Origin of the sequence: Lutibacter flavus, from assembly GCF_900188355.1 — a bacterium.
Lineage (GTDB): Bacteria > Bacteroidota > Bacteroidia > Flavobacteriales > Flavobacteriaceae > Lutibacter > Lutibacter flavus.
This window is the reverse complement of record NZ_FZNX01000002.1, coordinates 118069-137916: the sequence shown is the minus strand read 5'-3', so window position 1 is coordinate 137916 and position 19848 is coordinate 118069. Positions and strand designations below refer to the sequence as shown.

The 19848-nt window shown below is 32.1% G+C and carries 5 protein-coding genes; all 5 read left to right on the top strand.

Annotation, left to right across the window (positions count from 1 at the left end):
- Window positions 1–2: 2 nt before the first annotated feature.
- On the top strand, window positions 3–719 hold the full coding sequence (gene recO / locus CHB63_RS06735) for a DNA repair protein RecO (protein WP_176420289.1): 717 nt from the start codon (window positions 3–5) through the stop codon (window positions 717–719).
- 2 nt (window positions 720–721) lie between these two features.
- Window positions 722–3175 (top strand): TonB-dependent receptor plug domain-containing protein, encoded by a 2454-nt coding sequence (locus tag CHB63_RS06730; RefSeq protein ID WP_089377693.1) that lies wholly within the window; start codon window positions 722–724, stop codon window positions 3173–3175.
- 113 nt (window positions 3176–3288) lie between these two features.
- Window positions 3289–8175, top strand: coding sequence for a LamG-like jellyroll fold domain-containing protein (locus CHB63_RS06725; RefSeq protein ID WP_089377692.1), 4887 nt, complete (start codon window positions 3289–3291; stop codon window positions 8173–8175).
- A 168-nt stretch (window positions 8176–8343) separates the two neighbouring features.
- Window positions 8344–13401, top strand: coding sequence for a LamG-like jellyroll fold domain-containing protein (locus tag CHB63_RS06720; RefSeq protein WP_089377691.1), 5058 nt, complete (start codon window positions 8344–8346; stop codon window positions 13399–13401).
- Between the two features lie 440 nt (window positions 13402–13841).
- A complete protein-coding gene (locus CHB63_RS06715; RefSeq protein WP_089377690.1) occupies window positions 13842–19838 on the top strand; it encodes a LamG-like jellyroll fold domain-containing protein in 5997 nt (1998 codons plus the stop codon).
- The last annotated feature ends 10 nt before the right edge of the window (window positions 19839–19848 follow it).

Genomic DNA, 19848 nt, shown 5'->3' with positions numbered 1-19848 from the left:
TAATGATTGAAACAACCAAAGCAATAGTTATTAGTACTATTAAATATGGCGATACAAGTTTAATAGCAACTTGTTATACCCAGAGTAAAGGGTTAAAAACATATATGCTAAAAGGTGTTTTAAATTCAAAAAAATCAAAAATTAAAACGGCATATTTTCAACCATTAATGCAGTTAAATTTAACAGTTAATCACAACAATAAAGGCACTTTAAATTCTATAAAAGAAATAGAAGTTATAAATTTTTATCATTCTATTTATACAAATATTAGAAAACAATCAATAGCGCTATTTTTAGCGGAAGTTTTATACTATTCTATAAGGGAAGAAGAACAAAATGTATCACTTTTCGAATATTTAGAAGCATCATTTTTATGGCTGGATACACATGATAGTATTGCTAATTTTCATTTACTTTTTTTATTAAATTTAACTAAGTATTTAGGCTTCTATCCTGAAACAAATTCTTTAGATTTGCAGTACTTTGATTTGTTAGAGGGTAGGTTTAATGAAAAAAGTAAGTTTAATTCTGTTTCTGGGGAAAAGTTAATCCAATTTAAGAGGTTGTTAGGCATAAATTTTGATGTGTTACATGAGTTGAATTTTAATAGTCTAAATAGACAAATGATACTTTCAATACTAATTCAATATTTCGAATTACACATAAGTGGTTTCAGAAAACCAAAATCTATGGATGTGTTAAAGTCTGTATTTAATTAACTATGAGAACGCTAGGAAAACTATTTGTTATTTTACTTGCTTTAACGGCAAATGCTCAAAAAGTTAAAGTCTTAGAGAGAGGGACAAACTTCCCAATAGAAAATGTTACAATTTATAATGATAATAATGATTTAGTTGTTTATACCAACAAGAGTGGAATCGCTGATCTTACAAATTATAAAAATACGGATATTATTTCCTTTAATCATTTGTCCTATATAGAGTACGAGATACTAAAACGAGAATTAGCAGTTGTTGATTTTATTATTTATTTAAACAGGAAAGCTGAAATGCTGGATGAAATTGTGTTATCTGCTTCAAAAGAAGAAGAGAAAAGAAGCAGAATAGCTGAACATGTTGCAATTACATCAAAAGAAGAAATAAAAAGATTGGCACCACAAACTTCGGCTGATTTATTAGCCAATTTACCAGGTGTTAGAGTTCAAAAATCTCAATTTGGAGGAGGAAGTCCTGTAATTAGAGGTATGGAGGCAAATAGAGTTTTATTGGTAGTTGATGGAGTAAGAATGAATAATGCCATTTATAGAATGGGTCATTTACAAAATTCTATTACTGTTTCGCCTAATATTATAGAAAGAACAGAAGTTATTTTTGGTCCCTCATCTGTAGTTTATGGTTCTGATGCCTTAGGAGGAGTTGTACATTATTATACAAAATCTCCAAAATTAAGTGAAAAAAACCAAGTAAACTCATCGTTATTTTCAAGATTTAGTTCTATTAACAAAGAATTTACAACAGAAGGTAATATTGAATTACAAAACAAAAAATGGGCATCTTTTACAAGTATCTCTCATAGTAGTTTTGGAGATTTAAAAATGGGAGAAAATAGAAACCATGGATTTGATGATTGGGGAAAAGTGGTTGAATATTCAAACAATTCTAATAGTTATTATAGCGCTACCCCTCAAATAAATTCAAATAGTAATATTCAAAAAAATACAGCTTTCAAACAAATAGATTTATTACAAAAAATTGCAATCCCAATATCTAAAACAAGTGATTTAATGTTTAATCTTCAATACTCTAAATCAACAGACATTAATAGATTTGACAAACTATCAGAATATTCTGATGGAGAATTGAAGTTCGCAGAATGGTATTATGGACCACAAAAACGTTTATTAGTATCATCACAATTAAAAATAAACCCAAATAAAAAATGGATAGAAAAGGGAACTATAACTGCAGCTTTTCAAAACATTAAAGAATCGAGAGTTCAACGAAAATTTACAAGTTTAGATCGCGCATATAGAAATGAAGATGTTGATGTTTTTAGTTTAAATGGCGATTTTTTTGTTCCAATGACTAATGGTAGCAATAGAATTTTGTCTTATGGGTTTGAGACAACGTATAATAAAGTAGATTCTAATTCTTATGGAAAAACTTTAGATGTTTATAACAATGTAATTTTTGGTTTTACAGATGATTTTATAGTTCAATCTCGTTATCCTGATGGTGGAAGTTCTTACACAAGCTTTGCTTCATATGTTAATTATAGACAAGATATAAATAAAAAGACCACATTAAATACGGGTGCTAGATTTATAAATACTAATTTAAAAGCAAAATGGATTGATGACACATTTATTAGCTTGCCAGATTTTGATATTTCGTTAAATAATTCTGCTGTTACTGCTACTTTAGGATTTGCATATAAACCAACTGAAAATTGGCAATTAAATAGTGTTATATCATCGGGTTTTAGGTCTCCAAATATTGATGATGTTGGTAAAATTAGAGAAAAATCAGGAAATGTAACGGTACCAAATATTAATTTAAAACCGGAATATGCCTATAATTTTGAAACAAGTGTTTTAAAATATTTTAATGAAAGAAAATTTCATACAGGTTTAAATATTTATTATACACTTTTAAATAATTATATTACACGTGATTATTTTGAAATTAATAATGCTTCAACCATTATGTATGATGGTGAAGAAGGGCAGGTTGTTGCTAATGTCAACAAAGATAATGCATATATAGTTGGAAGCACATTTAATTTTAAAGGTAATTTAAATGATACATGGCATACAAAGGGATCAATAACTTATACAAAAGGCAAAACCTACGATACTAATGTACCTTTATCATCCATCCCTCCTTTATTTGGAAATTTTGAAATGGGATTTGAAAAAAATCGATTGCAGGCTAATTTTAATTGGAAGTTTAATGCTGAAAAAAGACTCAAAGATTATAATTTAATTGAAGGAATTGACAATCTCGAACAAACACCTTACAATCCGCTAACAAACACCTATTTTGGGAGCCCAAGTTGGAATACTTTTAGTTTAAATGCGAACTATAAACTAAGTAATAGTTTTACTTTTTTTGTAAATATTGATAATGTTTTTGATGTGCATTTTAAAGAGTTTGCATCTTCAATAAGTGCTCCTGGTAGAAACTTATCAATCTCCGCCTTAATAAATCTTTAAAAATTTACCATTTAGATGATATTTATCACTATTTAATATATATAACATACCGTTTGTTAGTTGATTAAGAATTTATTCGGTATCTTTACAAAGTATTTTTAAATATTTTCGGAATGAAAAAGATGAGGTGGAGGAACATACTATATATAAAAGTACTCTCACTTTTTTTCTTTACATTTAACGGAAGTGCTCAGAATATGAGTGTTTCAATTTTAGGAGGTTCGGTTGTAACACAAGGATCTACAATCTCTATTACTGCAGGAAATGCCTTAACTTTTCAAATTATCAACACTGCTATAGGTAATTGTGGTACTATTAGGATTCAAAGTGTAACGTTAAACAATGCCAATTTTTCAATTTCACCCTCAAACTTATCCGAAAATATTAAACCTAATGGTTGTAATGGAAAACATTTTTTAAATTTTACTATTACTAGAAATGATTCAGATTGTATAACTGATAACACGTTGGTGACAATTAATTCAAGTGAGGGGGTTTTTACATTTACTCTGAGTGTTGATCGGTCACCAATAATTTCGGTTTTAGGAGGAAATCCAATGGCTGATGTAAACAATGGAGATACAACAACAAAGGCTGCAAATGGTACCTATTTTGGTGTTGTGGAAGAAGGATTCACACAAACAAGGAGATTTTATATTTCTAATACAGGAAGTTGCGCTTTAACAATTACATCCATTACGAGTTCGCTAGGAGATTTTACAATAACAACACCGGCTTCTCTTGCATATGCTATCGCATCAGGATCATCATTTTATTTTGACGTAACTTTTCTTGCGCCGGCAACGGCCGGGGCAAACACTTCAACTATTTCTATTGCAAGTAATGATATTACAGCAAATCCTTTTACATTTAATATTAGTGCTGAGGTATTTAATTTTAATATTCCAGGGCCTGGAGGTATCACTGCAGATTTTAGATTGTGGCTAAAAACAACTCGAGGGGTTAAAGTTACTGGCTCAAATGTTTATGAATGGAAAGATTTGGGCTCAAACGGAAAAGATGCATCACAGCCAGTTTCAGTGAATCAGCCAACTTATATAGATGCTGCAGCATCAAATATTAATTTTAATCCAGTTATTAAATTTGAAAATAATGGAAGTTCTATAGAGCAATATATGTATAACGCCAATAACGGTTTTTACAGTCAGGATATTTTTATTGTTATGATTCCTGATGTACCAATTTCCAGTAATACCAGTAGAAATACTATTTTTGGAGGTTTATCAACTGGAGGTACAGGAGATATTACAGGTGTTGGATTTGGGAATTATTCTTCTAGGTTAACAAACGAAATATTAACTTATTCTCAAAATTTTGAAACTACAGGGAATTTTAATGCCCAAGCGGAAATTAGCACATCTAAAACCTATACCAATGCAGGTATTATTAATGTTAGGAATAATGCCAATCCGGTAACTGCTCAGGAATTATTATATAATTCAAACCTTTTAACAACCTCTTCAATAGATGATATTTCATATGCAAATGTTGGTTCTATAGATCCAGGCCCACCATCTATAGTTTTAGGAACTAAATATTGGATTGGTAGAAATTTGGATGTTCAAGGGAGTCTAAATGGAAGAGTTGCTGAAATTATGACCTTTGCCGAACGAGTACCTGATACTGATAGACCAAAAATTGAAACGTATTTAGCCATAAAATATGGTATTACACTGGGATCAAGTACCCAAGCCGAAAAAGATTATAGTAATTCTTTTGGAACTAAAATATGGGATATATCACTTAATGCGGGTTATAATTATAATATTGCAGGGATAGGTAGAGATTCAATTTCTGATTTAAATCAAAAACAATCTAAAAGTTTAAATGAAACAAATGAAATTACCATTGGTTTAGGTTTAATATTTGATACCAATAGTAAAAACACAAATGAGTTTAAAAAAGATGGAGATTTTTTAGTTTGGGGATGTGATAATGGTGCTTTTTCAGGTGCAAATGTCAATACAGTTACAATCGCTGCAGGAATTACAACGTCATTAACACGAATTGACCGTAAATGGAAAATTGTGGAATCAAAAGAAAATATACAAGGAGATGTAGAAAATATATTTGTGTCTATTCCATCGGATGCGTTTAGTAGTTTTTCTAAAAATTCTGATGAAGAATATGTTTTAATTGTTTCTGATACTGAAAATTTTCAAGATACTGATATTATTGATGTAATTCCATTAAAATCAGATGGAGGTGCCAATCTGCAAACTTGGTATGATTTTGATGATACTAAGTTTTTCACTTTTGGAAAAGCACCTAAATTAGCTGGTAATCGCTCAATGAATATTGGATCGGAAGATTATTTAGTTGGAGAATATAATCTTAATTTAAATATTAATTCATTTACAATTTCTGCTTGGGTTAAAAGTGCGCCTATTGCAAATTGGAGAACTATTCTGGCTAAGGGAAATAAATTACAACTAAGATTAAATAGCGCTAACAAAATTGAAGTAATGGTTGATGATGATATAACCCCAAGGTTTATTTCAAACATGATTTTAAATGACAGCAAATGGCATCAAATAACTTTTGTATATAATAGTGGATCCATATTTTTATATGTGGATGGAATATTAGATAAATCAGTTCAAGGAGTTGAACCTCCTTCTCCTAATTTTAATAGGTTTTCAGTTGGAGCAATTTATATTGATAAAAATAATATTATCAATCCATTTCTTGGAGAAATTGATGAGATTTATGTTTGGGATATAGGACTCACTCAAAATCAAGTAAGATACCTAATGAATCAGGAAATAGAGAAAGTTACAGGTGATTTGGTAAGTGGGAAAGTAATTCCAAAAAACATTATAAATAATGAAGTAATAACCATACCATGGAGTGATTTAAGAGCGTATTACGATTTTAATTCGTTTTATGGGTCAACGGTTGAAGGTTTAACTGATGCCAGAAATTTTTTACGCTTAAAATATTTAACAAAAGACAAAGAAATAGTTGATTCTCAGACAGCCCCATTACCTTATTTTTCAGTTGCTGATGGAGCTTGGGATGAAACAAGTACTTGGGCTAATAATGGGAGTCAAAATTTACCACATTCAATTGGTTTAGACGGAACTAATATAGATTGGAACATTGTAGAAACATCGCACAATATCTCCTCTGGAAATAGAGACATAGCCTTACTTGGTCTAATTTTAACTGGAGGAAAAATTACAATAGCCAATGCAACAGACCCCTTAGACGAAACGAATGGCGGCCAGGGATTAACAGTTAGTCATTATCTGGAATTAGATGGAGTAATTGATTTAGTTGGAGAATCTCAATTAATACAAAGAGAAGGAAGCACTTTAGATATTGATAGTGGTGGGTATATAGAAAGAGATCAGCAAGGAACAGCAAATAGCTTTAATTATAACTATTGGTCATCTTCAGTTGGGCCAATAAGCGGTAATACTGGAGCAAGGGGCACTGGAATTGAAAGTGTAAATAATGCTCATACTATTGGTTATGTAGGAGCAACTCAAGGCTTTTTATTTGATGGGTATATTTCAGGTACTCCTAAAACAATAAATTTTCAAACTCCATATGCAGCTGCAGATGCAGGACCTACAAGTCCCATAACAGTTAGTAGCTATTGGTTGTGGAAGTATAATGGAATTCACGACGACTATGATTCTTGGGTAAAAATTAACGAGACTACAAATTTAGAGGCCGGTGAGGGCTATACTATGAAGGGAGCTTCTGGTAATGTAGCAATTACAACTCAGCAAAATTATGTATTTAAAGGAAAACCGAATAATGGAGATATTACATTAGCAATTGCTCCCGGAAATGATAGATTAATTGGAAACCCGTATCCTTCATCGTTAGATGCGGACGAATTTATACTTGATAATATTAAAGAAAACATTAATTTTAATGATGGAAGAAATACAAAAAATGTATTTAATGGAGCCTTGTATTTTTGGCATCATTTCGGACAAGAAAATTCACATATATTAGCTGAGTATGTTGGTGGTTATGCAACCTATACATTAATGGGAGGAACAGAAGCGTACTCAACAGATGAGCTAATTAATAATTCAACTCCATTGGTTGGGGGTGGAAAAGTACCTGAAAGATACATTCCACCAAATCAAGGGTTTTTTGTAAATGCAACTTTAGATGTTGCTGTAGATAGTACAACTACTACTGTTGATGGAGGAAATATTGTTTTTAAAAATAGTCAACGTGTGTTTGTAAGAGAAGGATATACAGGAACCAATGATGGGGCTTTGTTCTTTAAATCAAACGTAAAATCTAAGACAAAAGAAACTAAGAAAATAGGTGATATAAGAGCCAAAATCAGGTTGAAATTTAACTCGCCAAAAGGTTTTCAAAGACAATTATTGGTTGGAGTGGATGAATTTGCAACTAATAATTTTGATATTGGCTACGATGCACTTATTGCAGATCTAGGAAAAGAAGATTTATTTTGGACTTTTAACGGTGGAAAGTTTGTAATTCAAGGAGTAAATAATTTTAATGAAGATCAAGAATTGCCATTAGGTTTAAAATTAGAAGTTGATGGTTTAGCAGTTATAAAAATTGATGCACTTGAAAACATAGACGAAAGTGTTAAATTATATATTAAAGATAAACTGACTGGAGAAACGCATCAAATTAATAGTAAACACTTTGAAATTAATTTAGTGGCAGGGGAATATTTAGATAGGTTTTCTTTGGTTTTTCAACCACGTTTAAAAACACTTGAAGAGATTGAATTAGAAGAGGGGATTCATATATTTATGAACAATCCTATTGACGAGTTACAAATTAAAAGAATAATAGATACAGAGTTGATAAATATTAATTTATACAATTATTTAGGACAAAATATGAGAACCTGGAATAGCAATATAAAAGGAAGAAATATTTCATTACCAATAAATAACCTATCAACAGGTGTATATTTTATTCAAATAAATACCATAAATGGAAGTATTAATAAGAAAATAATTATTGAATAAATGTTTTAAAAAACAGCTATTTCAACATGCTAATAATAAATTTACATTACCCAAAAAATTATTAAATAATTAATATACAGTAAGTTAAATATAAATTAACAGTCAAAATATTTGTTAATCATCTAACTTTTAACTAAATTTGATAACATTACCATAAAACCCCTCGTTATGGCAATACAACCCCACACTGTTAAATCAGCTATTATAGTATTTTTACTATTAATAGCTTTCCCTGTTATTTCTTATTCACAAGTTGTAATTTATAGCGCCGATTTTGAAACTAATTTTGATGGTTGGACTCAAGATTCCGGGGATAATTTTGATTGGACCCGAAATTCAGGGGCAACAGGTTCAGGGGGGACAGGGCCAAATAACGCATCTTCTGGAACATGGTATTTATATACAGAAATGTCAGATCCTAGAGTAAACTTAGACATAGCAATTTTAACAAGCCCAGTAATAGATTTCACTTCCTATACCAGTCCACAATTAACATTTGATTACCATATGTATAGCAGTGGTGCAAGTACTGATGTTGGGACGTTGGATCTTGAAATTAATGTAAATGGTGGAGGATGGAATATGGTAATCTTTACAAGATCTGGAAGCCAAAATGCTCAAAATACTTGGCTAAATGAAACTATCGACCTTACAGCTTATCAAGGAAACTCGGTTCAATTTCGATTTGTTGTAACCAGAGCAAATAGTTGGAGGGGTGATATTGCGTTTGATAATATTTTAATTGATGGGGTTGCACCAAGTGGACCAGAAATTAATGTGTTAGGAAATGGCATTTCGATTATAGGTGATGGAACAAATATTCCAGATATATCCGATGATACTGATTACGGAGCTCACAATGTTGGAAGACCTATAGAGAAAACCTTTACTATTGAAAATAATGGTAGTGATGATTTGACAATAACAAATATCTCAGTATCTGGTTTAGTCTTTTCAATAACTGGAACTCCATTCGTAACACCAGTTATTCCAGGTGGAACAACAACATTTACATTAACTTGCATACCCTCAAGTATTGCTACATTTCAAGAAACAATAACCATTAGTAATAATGATTCAAACGAAAGCTCTTATGAGTTTAACGTTAAAATAATTGGAGAAGAAAACTTTTTTGATAGTGATGGAGATGGTGTTTTAGACAATATTGATATTGATGATGACAACGATGGTATTTTAGATATAGATGAAGAAATGGCCTGCGAAAATTCTTCAATTTCGATTTCGGCAAATTATAAATTTTTAAATGAAACATTTGGAGCGGGAAATAGAACCACCATTAATACAACCTATGGTTTTGCTAGTACATCCTATTGTTATGAAGATGGAAGTGGAGATCCTTGTAGATTACCTCCACTAGCTGGAAATGACGGCAGTCTTAATGATGGTGAATACACAGTTTATTATACTGCAGGTAATGGAGATGGAACTAACCAAACGCCAAATGCTGAAGTTGCAAGTTGGGCAGATCAATACTGGTATACAGGAAACGATCATACTGTTGGAGATACCAACGGTAGAATGGCCATGTTCAATGCAGTTGAGAATATTGATGTATTTACACCTGGGATTTTTTATACTGCTAATATAAAAGGAGCATTACCCAATGTACCAATTACTTATAGTTTTTGGGTAATAAATTTGGATACAGAGGCAGCACCTGGTATTGCTACCAGAGGAAGACCAGATATTTTGGTAGAATTTAGAGATGTAAATGATAATTTGCTGGCATCTATAGTTACTGGAGATATTCCACCTTCAATAAATGGAGATCCAGCAGCAAGTTGGCATCAATTTACTGCTGATTTAACGTTTAATGTAGATGAATTTTACGTGTATTTTTATAATAATGAAAATGGAGGATTAGGAAATGATCTTGCTTTGGATGATATTGTAATTTCACAAACTCTTTGTGATACAGACAGTGATGGAGTCGCAGATGTTTTTGACCTAGATTCAGATAATGATGGTATACCAGATGTGGTTGAAGCTGGCTTAGGAGATTATAGTGAAGGAACAGCAACTTTAACAAATATTTCCGGCTGGATTGATAGTAATGGGAACGGGATGCATGATTTAATTGAAGGCCATATTATTTTAGATTCTGATGGTGATGGAACCCCAAATTTTTTAGATTTAGATAGTGATAATGATTCTATATTTGATGTTGACGAATCCGGTGCAGGTAATTCAAGCGATTTAAATTACCAAAATGGAGATGGTGATGTAAGTGGAAATGGAGTTGGGCAGGGTCCAGATACAGATGCTTTTAGAGAAACAGATGTTGATGCCGATAATACTTTAGAATATTTTACAGATGGAATCCTAGATGTTTATGACTATTTTAATGGGGTTTCATATATTACAGCATATGGGAATCAAAATCAAGGATTAGGCACAACTTTTTACGTTCAAGATACAGATGGTGATGGAATACCAGACTATATTGATACAACATCAAATGGAGCTACTTTCGATATATCTCACACACTTTATGCCAGTTTAGATGGTAACAATGACGGAATAATTGATGACACAAATGATGCAGAAGGTGATGGTATTGTAGATTTGTTTGATACGGATGATGTTGGTTTTGGCTCTCCAAGAGATTTGGATAGAAAACTAGATTTATATTTTGACGGTAGAAATGACTATGGGGAAGATGTAAATGTTATTAGTTCAGGAAGTGCAACAATCATGTCTTTTATAAAATCAGATGGTGCTAACACTCTTGGTGATAATAGAGTAGTTGCTGGTCAGAATGATTTTTATTTAAGAGTTAATAGTGGAGCAAATACTATAAGTGTTGTTGTTGAAGGAACAGTTTTAACTTCTACAACAGCTATAACGGATGGTATTTGGGCCCATATTGCGGCTAGTACAGTTGCAGGGAGAACAGTTTTATATATTAATGGAGTTGAAGAGGGTAGCAATACTTCAGGAGGAATTACTGATGCATCAAACTTTACAATAGGTAGAGCGTCAGCAGGCGGTAATTATTACAAAGGTTATATGGATGAATTACGCGTGTTTGATAAAGCATTATCAGCAAATGAAATTCAAAAAATGATTTACCAAGAGATACAGGATAATGGAGGAAATCTAAGAGGAGTTATTATTCCACGTGATGTAACGGATTATATAAATACAACAACAACTCCAATAATATTGCCTTGGGCCAATCTAAAAAGGTATTTTAGAATGGATGCTTATAAAGATGATATTATTGATGATTTAACTACACCAGCTATAGATATCGCAACAGGAGCAAAAATTTACAATATGAAAATTATTGACATACAAACTGCTCCATTGCCATTTATTACTCAAATAGGAGATACCACACTTCCAAATGCAGTTGATATTGTTTCAGATGGGGTTTTGGGTATAGATGCCTTAACTTATGATTGGTCAATTGTTAAAATTGAACATAAAAACATAACCTACAATGCGGATCAAAAACATTTAGGACTCTTTGTAAAAAGCCAAGACGCAAGCTCAAATCCTATTGAATTTAGTATTCAAGATAATTCAGAATTAAATATAAGTTGGTATTTAGAGCTAGATGGTTTTATAGATTTAGATGGGGAATCACAATTAGTGCAGGGAGATGAAAGTATATTAGATGAAGATAGTGGAGGTTATATTGAGAGAGATCAACAAGGAACTGCAAATAGTTTTAATTATAATTACTGGTCATCTTCAGTAGGTCCAATTGTTTCAGCAGGATCAGGTACAAATGGAACTGGAATTGAAAGCACAAATAGTTCTCAAACATTAAGTTTAGCTGGAGGTACTCCTGGAGTTTTATTGGATGGTACAACTTCTGCCACTCCTAAAATAATTAATTTTCAAGCGTCACATACAGCAGCAGATGCAGGACCATCTGACCCAATAACAATAAGCGGTTATTGGTTATGGAAATTTAATGGCCCACATGACGACTATGATGCTTGGATAAAAATTAATGAATTAACTTCTTTATTACCAGGCGAGGGTTATACTATGAAAGGAACATCAGGTTCTATTCCTATTGCTACAGAACAAAACTACGTTTTTAAAGGAAGACCTTACAATGGAAACTTTACATTAAATATAGCCTTAGGAGATGATAGACTTATAGGGAACCCTTACCCGTCTGCAATTGATGCGGATGAGTTTATTTTGGATAACATAAGTGATAGCGGCGGTAGAGCAGCTTCAAATATTTTTAATGGAGCCTTATATTTTTGGGATCATTTTGGAAAAGAAGATTCGCATAATTTAGGAGCATATGTTGGAGGATATGCAACTCGTAATTTAATAGCTGGTGCTCCTGCAATCTCGAATGATGCACGTATTAATGCTACTGGTGCGACAGGTTCTAAAGTTCCAGGACAATATATTCCGGTAAATCAAGGGTTTTTTGTGTATGCAACACTGGATGTGGCTTTAACGGGTATTTCATCTGTGTCAGGAGGAGCTATTAATTTTAAAAACAGTCAGCGAATATTTGAAAAAGAAACACCGGGGAATTCAGTATTTATGAAAGGATTAAAATCCAAAGAGAAAGCTGAAAAGGTTAATGTAAACGACCGACCGATAATTAGGTTAATGTTTGATTCTCCATCTGGTTATCACCGTCAAATCGTAGTTGGAATTGATGAAAATGCAACTAATAATTTTGATTTGGGGTATGACGCGCCAATTTCCGAGATTAATGCTGAAGACATGTATTGGGAAATTAATCAAAGTAAATTTGTAATTCAAGGAGTTAATAATTTTAGTTTAGATCAAGAACTACCTTTAGGATTGATAGTTAATGAGACTGGATTGACAAGAATTAAAATAGATTCATTAGAAAATATTGAATCGAGTGTTGAGCTTTATATTAAAGATTCATATACAGGAAAATCAAAAAAAATAAATGATCAACCTTTTGAAATTAATTTACCGGCTGGTGAATATAAAGATAGATTTTCATTAACATTTAAGTCTCTAAATACGTTAGCTGTTGAGGAAGAAATTTTACAAAACGGTATTTTAGTGTTTATGAATAACACTAGTAAAGAACTACAAATTACCAATAAAATTGGAGCAGAGATATTAGGTGTTCAATTATTTAATTCCATTGGGCAAAAAGCCGGAATAATAAAATCTAGTCCTTTTAAGCAGGAACAACTGTTTGAAATTCAAAAATCAACAGGCATTTATTTTTACCAAAATTAAACACTTTATATTTTTTAAATATTTACTTAACGGAAGTATATTTTAATTTAATCCTTTTTTTATAAACATATAATAAGTGTGATTTTTATCATATTTGGTGCGATTTAATAAACAACTCGCAATAAAACTATAATATCTAAAACTTAATTTATTCATCTGCAATAGATTAAACACTTACCAATATAAAAAAACTATTGTTAATAACTGTTTTTTTGTATATTTGTTATGTAAATAATTATTGAACCCTAGATGTTAACCCCTATAAAATATCAAACATTGATTATTTTTTATGCGCCCCTAACTTTTTTTGTAGGTTTATATTTGCATATTTTATCCATTTTTTTGCTGAAAGCTCAAGATTCTTTTAATACACTTTATTATAAGTATTTAAAAGAAATAAACCTTATATGTAATTGTCATATTTTAAACTCCCCTCAATTATGATTGAAAAAATTATATTACCTTTTAAAAAAACAGTTTTTTTATTAGCATTTCTTTTTATAGCTGGTGTTTCATATTCTCAAATTTGGACTGAGGATTTTTCAACTTATGTTGATGGTACAACCGTTGGAGCAGCAAGTAGATGGACAACTACTACATCTGGCGGATTGGATTGGTTTGACGTTAGGTCAAACCGCTTTGAAGGTAAAGATTTAGATGGAGTGCAAATATTTACAACTGAAGCTATTGATATATCAGCCTATAGTAATGTATCTTTAAGTGTTGATTTGTATGAAATTGGAAACATGGAATCGAGTGATTATATTGATGTTTACTATCAACTTGATACAGGTTCTGGTTTTGGTATAGAAACTTTGTTTACCACTAATGGTAACAATTCTAATGATTGGAATTCAAGAATAGCCTCCCAAACAGGTTTAAATGGAATAAGTGTAAAAATAATTATAAAAGCTTATAATAATAGTAATGATGAATATTTTAGATTTGACAATATTGTAGTTGATGGCATTCTAGCCTCAAATCCAGAAATAAGTATTGAAGGAAATACTATTGCAATTCCGGGAGACGCCTCTAATACACCTGCTGTTGCAGATGGTACAATTATTGGTACAACAAATATAAGTACACCAATAACCCAAGATTTTGTAATATTAAATACAGGTACAGACCCTCTAACAATTGGAGCAATTTCATTTTCAGGAGCAAATGCTTCAGATTTTAGTATTACTACAAGTCCAACAAGTCCTGTAGCAGCCGCTTCAGGAAGCACAGCATTTACAGTACAATTTAATCCTTCCGGTGCAGGAACAAGAACTGCAACAATTTCAATTGTAAATGATGATGGAGATGAAAACCCATACGAATTTAATATACAAGGTGTTGGTAATGGGCCAAATATAAATATCCAGGGAGGTTCACCACTTATTGATATTTCAGATGGAAATACTGCAATTTCAATATCAGATGATACAGATTTTGGAAATATAGATGTTGTGGCAGCATCAACATCACATACATTTACAATAGAAAATAATGGAAATTCAGATTTATCAATTTCATCTATTACAAGTTCCAATGGAGATTTTACCATTAGTGGTATTTCTTTTCCGATAACTATAACTTCAAGTAGCGTAACTACTTTTATCATTACCTTTGATCCTAGTATAGCAAGTACAATATCAGCAACAATTACAGTTAATAATACGGATACTTCTGGAACAAAAAATCCTTATACTTTTAATGTTGAAGGAGGAGGTTATGATTTTGCAAGTTTATGTGGAACTGCAGTAACTACATATCCCTATACCGAAGATTTTGAAACTGGTATTGGTAGTTGGGTACAGGATGCGGGTGATAATTTTGATTGGACAAGAGATTCAGGAGGAACACCCTCGGGAAGTACAGGCCCATCAAAGGCATCTAGCGGCAGTTTTTATATGTATACTGAGGCTGATGGAAACTTAAATAATACAGCAAATTTTGTAAGCCCTTGTTTTGATTTAACAGGAACTGTAAATCCAAGATTTACATTTTTCTTTCATATGTATGGTAGCAGCACAGGTATCATTAATGTAGAAATTAGTACTGATGGAGGATTAACTTACTCTTCGGTTTTATGGAGTAATTCAGGAGCAGTGCAAAATAGTAATAATTCTTCATGGATTCCTGTAAGCATAAATTTAAGTGCTTATATAGGTCAAACTGTAAAAATTAGAATTCAAGGTGTGGTTGGCCCAAATGTAACAAGTGATATGGCTATAGATAATGTTTATTTGAATAATGACCCAAATCCAATTTATGCTCCTGGAGGTATTACTGCTGGACTATCAGTTTGGCTGAAAGCCAATGATGGTATTCATTCGGATGGACAAAGTGTTAATTTATGGGAAGATCAAGGTTTAGCAAGCGATGCAAGAGCTCTTTATGCAGCACAAGCACCTACTTATAGAGATAATTTAACTAAAAACGTAAATTTTAACCCTGTAGTTGAATTTGATAACCCTTATAGTTCTTATACTGAGGACACGGATTATTCTCATGACAGAACAACAAGTAGTCAGTTTTTGATGGGTGATTATGGATTATATACTCAGGAAATGTTTATTGTTTTAATTCCAGATGAAACGCCAATTACTAATAATTTTGGTTTTATGGATGTTTATTGTGGTGATGCACATCTAAATGTTAACTCAGCTGATGCAACCGGGATAGGTTTTGGATATTATACAGGTAGAGTAACAGGGGAAATAATATGTTATGCACATGATACGTACACTACCGGTGAAGCTGGTGATGGATATGCAGTTGCAGAAATAGGAACAGGATCGAGTTATACAAATGTTGGTATTATTAATACAAGAGAACATGCTACTTTAGCTCAACAAGAATTGTATTACAATGCAAATGATATTGAAACCACTCAAAATGATATTACTGAGTGGATGAATACTAATGATACTAGATATTTTATTGGGCGTAGTGAAGGCTGGGAATCATCATTAAACGCAAGAGTTGTAGAAGTTATCTCATATTCTACAAGAAAAAATGATACAGATTTAACACAAGAGCGCAATAGAATACAATCGTATTTAGCAGTAAAATATGGAATTACATTAGGTATAAACGGTACAAGCCAAGATTATGTAGATTCAGACGGAACTGTAATTTGGGATCAATCAGTAAATAGTGGGTATAATTTTGATATTGCAGGAATTGGTAGAGATGATGCCTCAGAATTAAATCAAAAACAATCTAAAAGTGTCAATGAAGCATCTGATGTAAGTGGTCCAACACAAGGGATTTTAACTATTGGATTAACGGATATTTATTCAACAAATAATGAAAACATTGCTACCAATTCAGTAAATACATTTAATAATAAAGAGTTTTTAGTCTGGGGAAATAATGGTGCAGATATAAATTCAGCTGCAACCACTATTGTTGTAAACATGAGTGATGGTATTACTCCTGCATTTACAACAGATGTATTTTTTACCGGAATGCAACGCGTTTGGAAAGTTGTGGAAAACGGAGGGGATATTTCAACGGCTAAAGTATCCATACCAAAAAGCGCTGTTAGAAACATTAGCCCACCAGGAAGTTATTTAATGTTTATTTCTACGGATGGTAATTTTGGTCCAACCGCTGATTATAGAGTAATGGATGAAATTAGTGGGGATTTATACACGGATTATGATTTTGATGGCACAAAATACATCACATTTGGATATGCTCCGCAAACTGTTGTAGAGCGTTCTATTTATTTTGATGGTTCTCAAGATTATGTTGATATGGAAGATGCCTTAAATTTAAATACTTCAGAATTTACAGTTTCAGCTTGGATAAAAAGAGGAACAAATTCGGCAAATAAATCAATCCTTTCTAAAAGAGATGCTGGTTATTCTGAAGGTTACGATTTTAAAATTAATGGTACTGGTAAAGTAGAAATGTCCTGGGGTAATTCTGGAGTCCAAAAAATAACTTCAATAACTACTATTCCGGTGGACGAGTGGCATCAAGTAGCTGTTATTTATAGCGGAGGTACTGCAAACTTATATATTGATGGAGTTTTAGATAAAACAGCGACTTTATCGGCACCTGTTGATACGACACAATCGTTTTTTATAGCTGCGGCAGGTAAAAATACACCAGAAGCTTTTTTTGAAGGAAATATTGATGAAGTTAGAGTTTGGGATATTGCGCTTTCTGTAGATCAATTAAGATATATAATGAATCAAGAATTGGTTGATAAAGATATTACAACTGGGTTATCACCATTACCATTAATAAAAGGTTATGTAATACCAACCACTATTACAAAAAATGAAATTAACCCTATTCCTTGGTCTGCTTTAGCAGGATATTACCCATTATCTATCTACACTTATACCAATACAAATGATATGTCTGGTAATGGAAATCAAGGAGCTTTAAGAAATTTAGATACTGTTGACAGACAAACCGCACCGTTACCTTATGTCTCTTCTGCAGATTCAGGTTGGGATACCGATACAACCTGGGCGAACGGTGATGTTCAAACAATACCAGGTGCTAAGTCTATAATTGCTCCAACAGTTGACCGTGATGGGGATCTTGATATTGATGAAGATGATCGATATACTGTTGATTGGAATATTGTGCAAATAAGTTCTAATGTAACTATGAATAATACAGCATTGTCAGGCGCAAATTATGGAAATAGAAATGTTTTAGGTTTAATTGTAGATGATACTTTTGAATTAACTTCCGAAGGAACCACAACAATGTCAGATGGAACCGATACAGGAAATGGAATAACTGTAACGCATTATTTAGGTTTAGATGGTAAAATTGATTTAGAAGGTGGATCACAGTTAATCCAAACCACCAACAGTGATTTAGTAGCAGGAGCTAATGGGGAATTAGAACGAGACCAACAAGGTACTGCAAGTAGTTATAATTACAATTATTGGAGTTCTTCTGTAAGTCCAAAAGGAGCTGGAAGCACAAACATAAACTATACTGTAGAAGACGTATTATTTGATGGTTCAGCAGCTACTCCTGCGGCAATTACTTATTTGAGCCCTTATGCTGCTGCAGATGGAAATACACCACCACCTCTAATTATTAGTAGGTATTGGTTATGGAAATTTCATGGAATTAGTGATGATTACGATGCTTGGGGTCCAATGGATGAAACTACCACAATGCTGCCTGGTGAAGGATTCACCATGAAAGGGGTGTCTGGTGCTTCAGCGAATACAGATAATTTTAATTATTCATTCGCAGGAAAGCCTTATAATGGTGATTTCACCTTACCACTTACAAATGGATTTGATAGATTAATAGGGAATCCATATCCATCTGCTTTGGATGCAAATGAGTTTATTTTAGATAATATTAGTGATGGAGCTGGAAGAAATACAGTTAATGTTTTTAATGGAGCTTTGTATTTTTGGCATCATTTTGCAAAAACCAACCATAATTTACAAGATTATGTAGGTGGTTATGCTACCTATACTTTAATAGGAGGTGCTGAAGCCGTATCTAATGATATTCGTATTAATGATAATAATACCGTAGGTAGTAGATTTCCAGAAAGATACATACCGGTAAATCAAGGATTTTTTGTGCATGCTTTTTTAGATCCAGCTTTAGGTGGAACAACTGCAACAGTTTCTGGGGGAAATATTCAGTTTAAAAATAGCCAACGTAAGTTTGAATTAGAGAGATTTACAGGTAGTAATATTGGATCACTATTTTTTAAAGGGAGCACAAAAAATAAGACAGCAAAAACTACAACTTATAAAGATAATGAGGATACAAGACAAAAAATTCGCTTACTTTTTAATTCTCCAAAGGGACATCAACGTCAGTTATTGGTAGGAGTTGATGAAAACACTACAAATAATTTTGATATTGGATACGATGCCCTTATAGGAGATCTTGGAAAAGACGATATGTTTTGGACTTTTGATGGAGCAAAATTTGTTATTCAGGGAGTGAGCAATTTTAATAAAGATCAAGAATTACCTATTGGAATTACTATTAGTGAATCTGGTTTAGCAAGTATAAAAGTTGATGACTTTGAAAATATAGATGATAATTTTGAACTTTATATTAAAGATAATCTGGATGGTGAAACCTACAATATTACTCAAAATACTTTTGAAATAAATTTAGAGACAGGAGAATATTTAGATCGTTTTTCATTGGTTTTTAAACCAAGATTGCGAACGCTTCAAGAAACCACATTAATTGAAGGAATACATACCCGTATGAATAATTCAATTTCTGAATTAGAAATAAGAAAAATAGTAGATACAAAAATTGAAAGTGTTAATTTATATAATTATTTAGGCCAGTTAATAAACTCTTGGGAAAATATGCTAGATGAAAGGTTTATTTCACTGCCTGTAAAAGCAGCAACAGGTGCTTATATTATTAAAATTAATACATCAGATGGTGCCATTAGCAAAAAAATAATAATTGAATAATATAAAACTC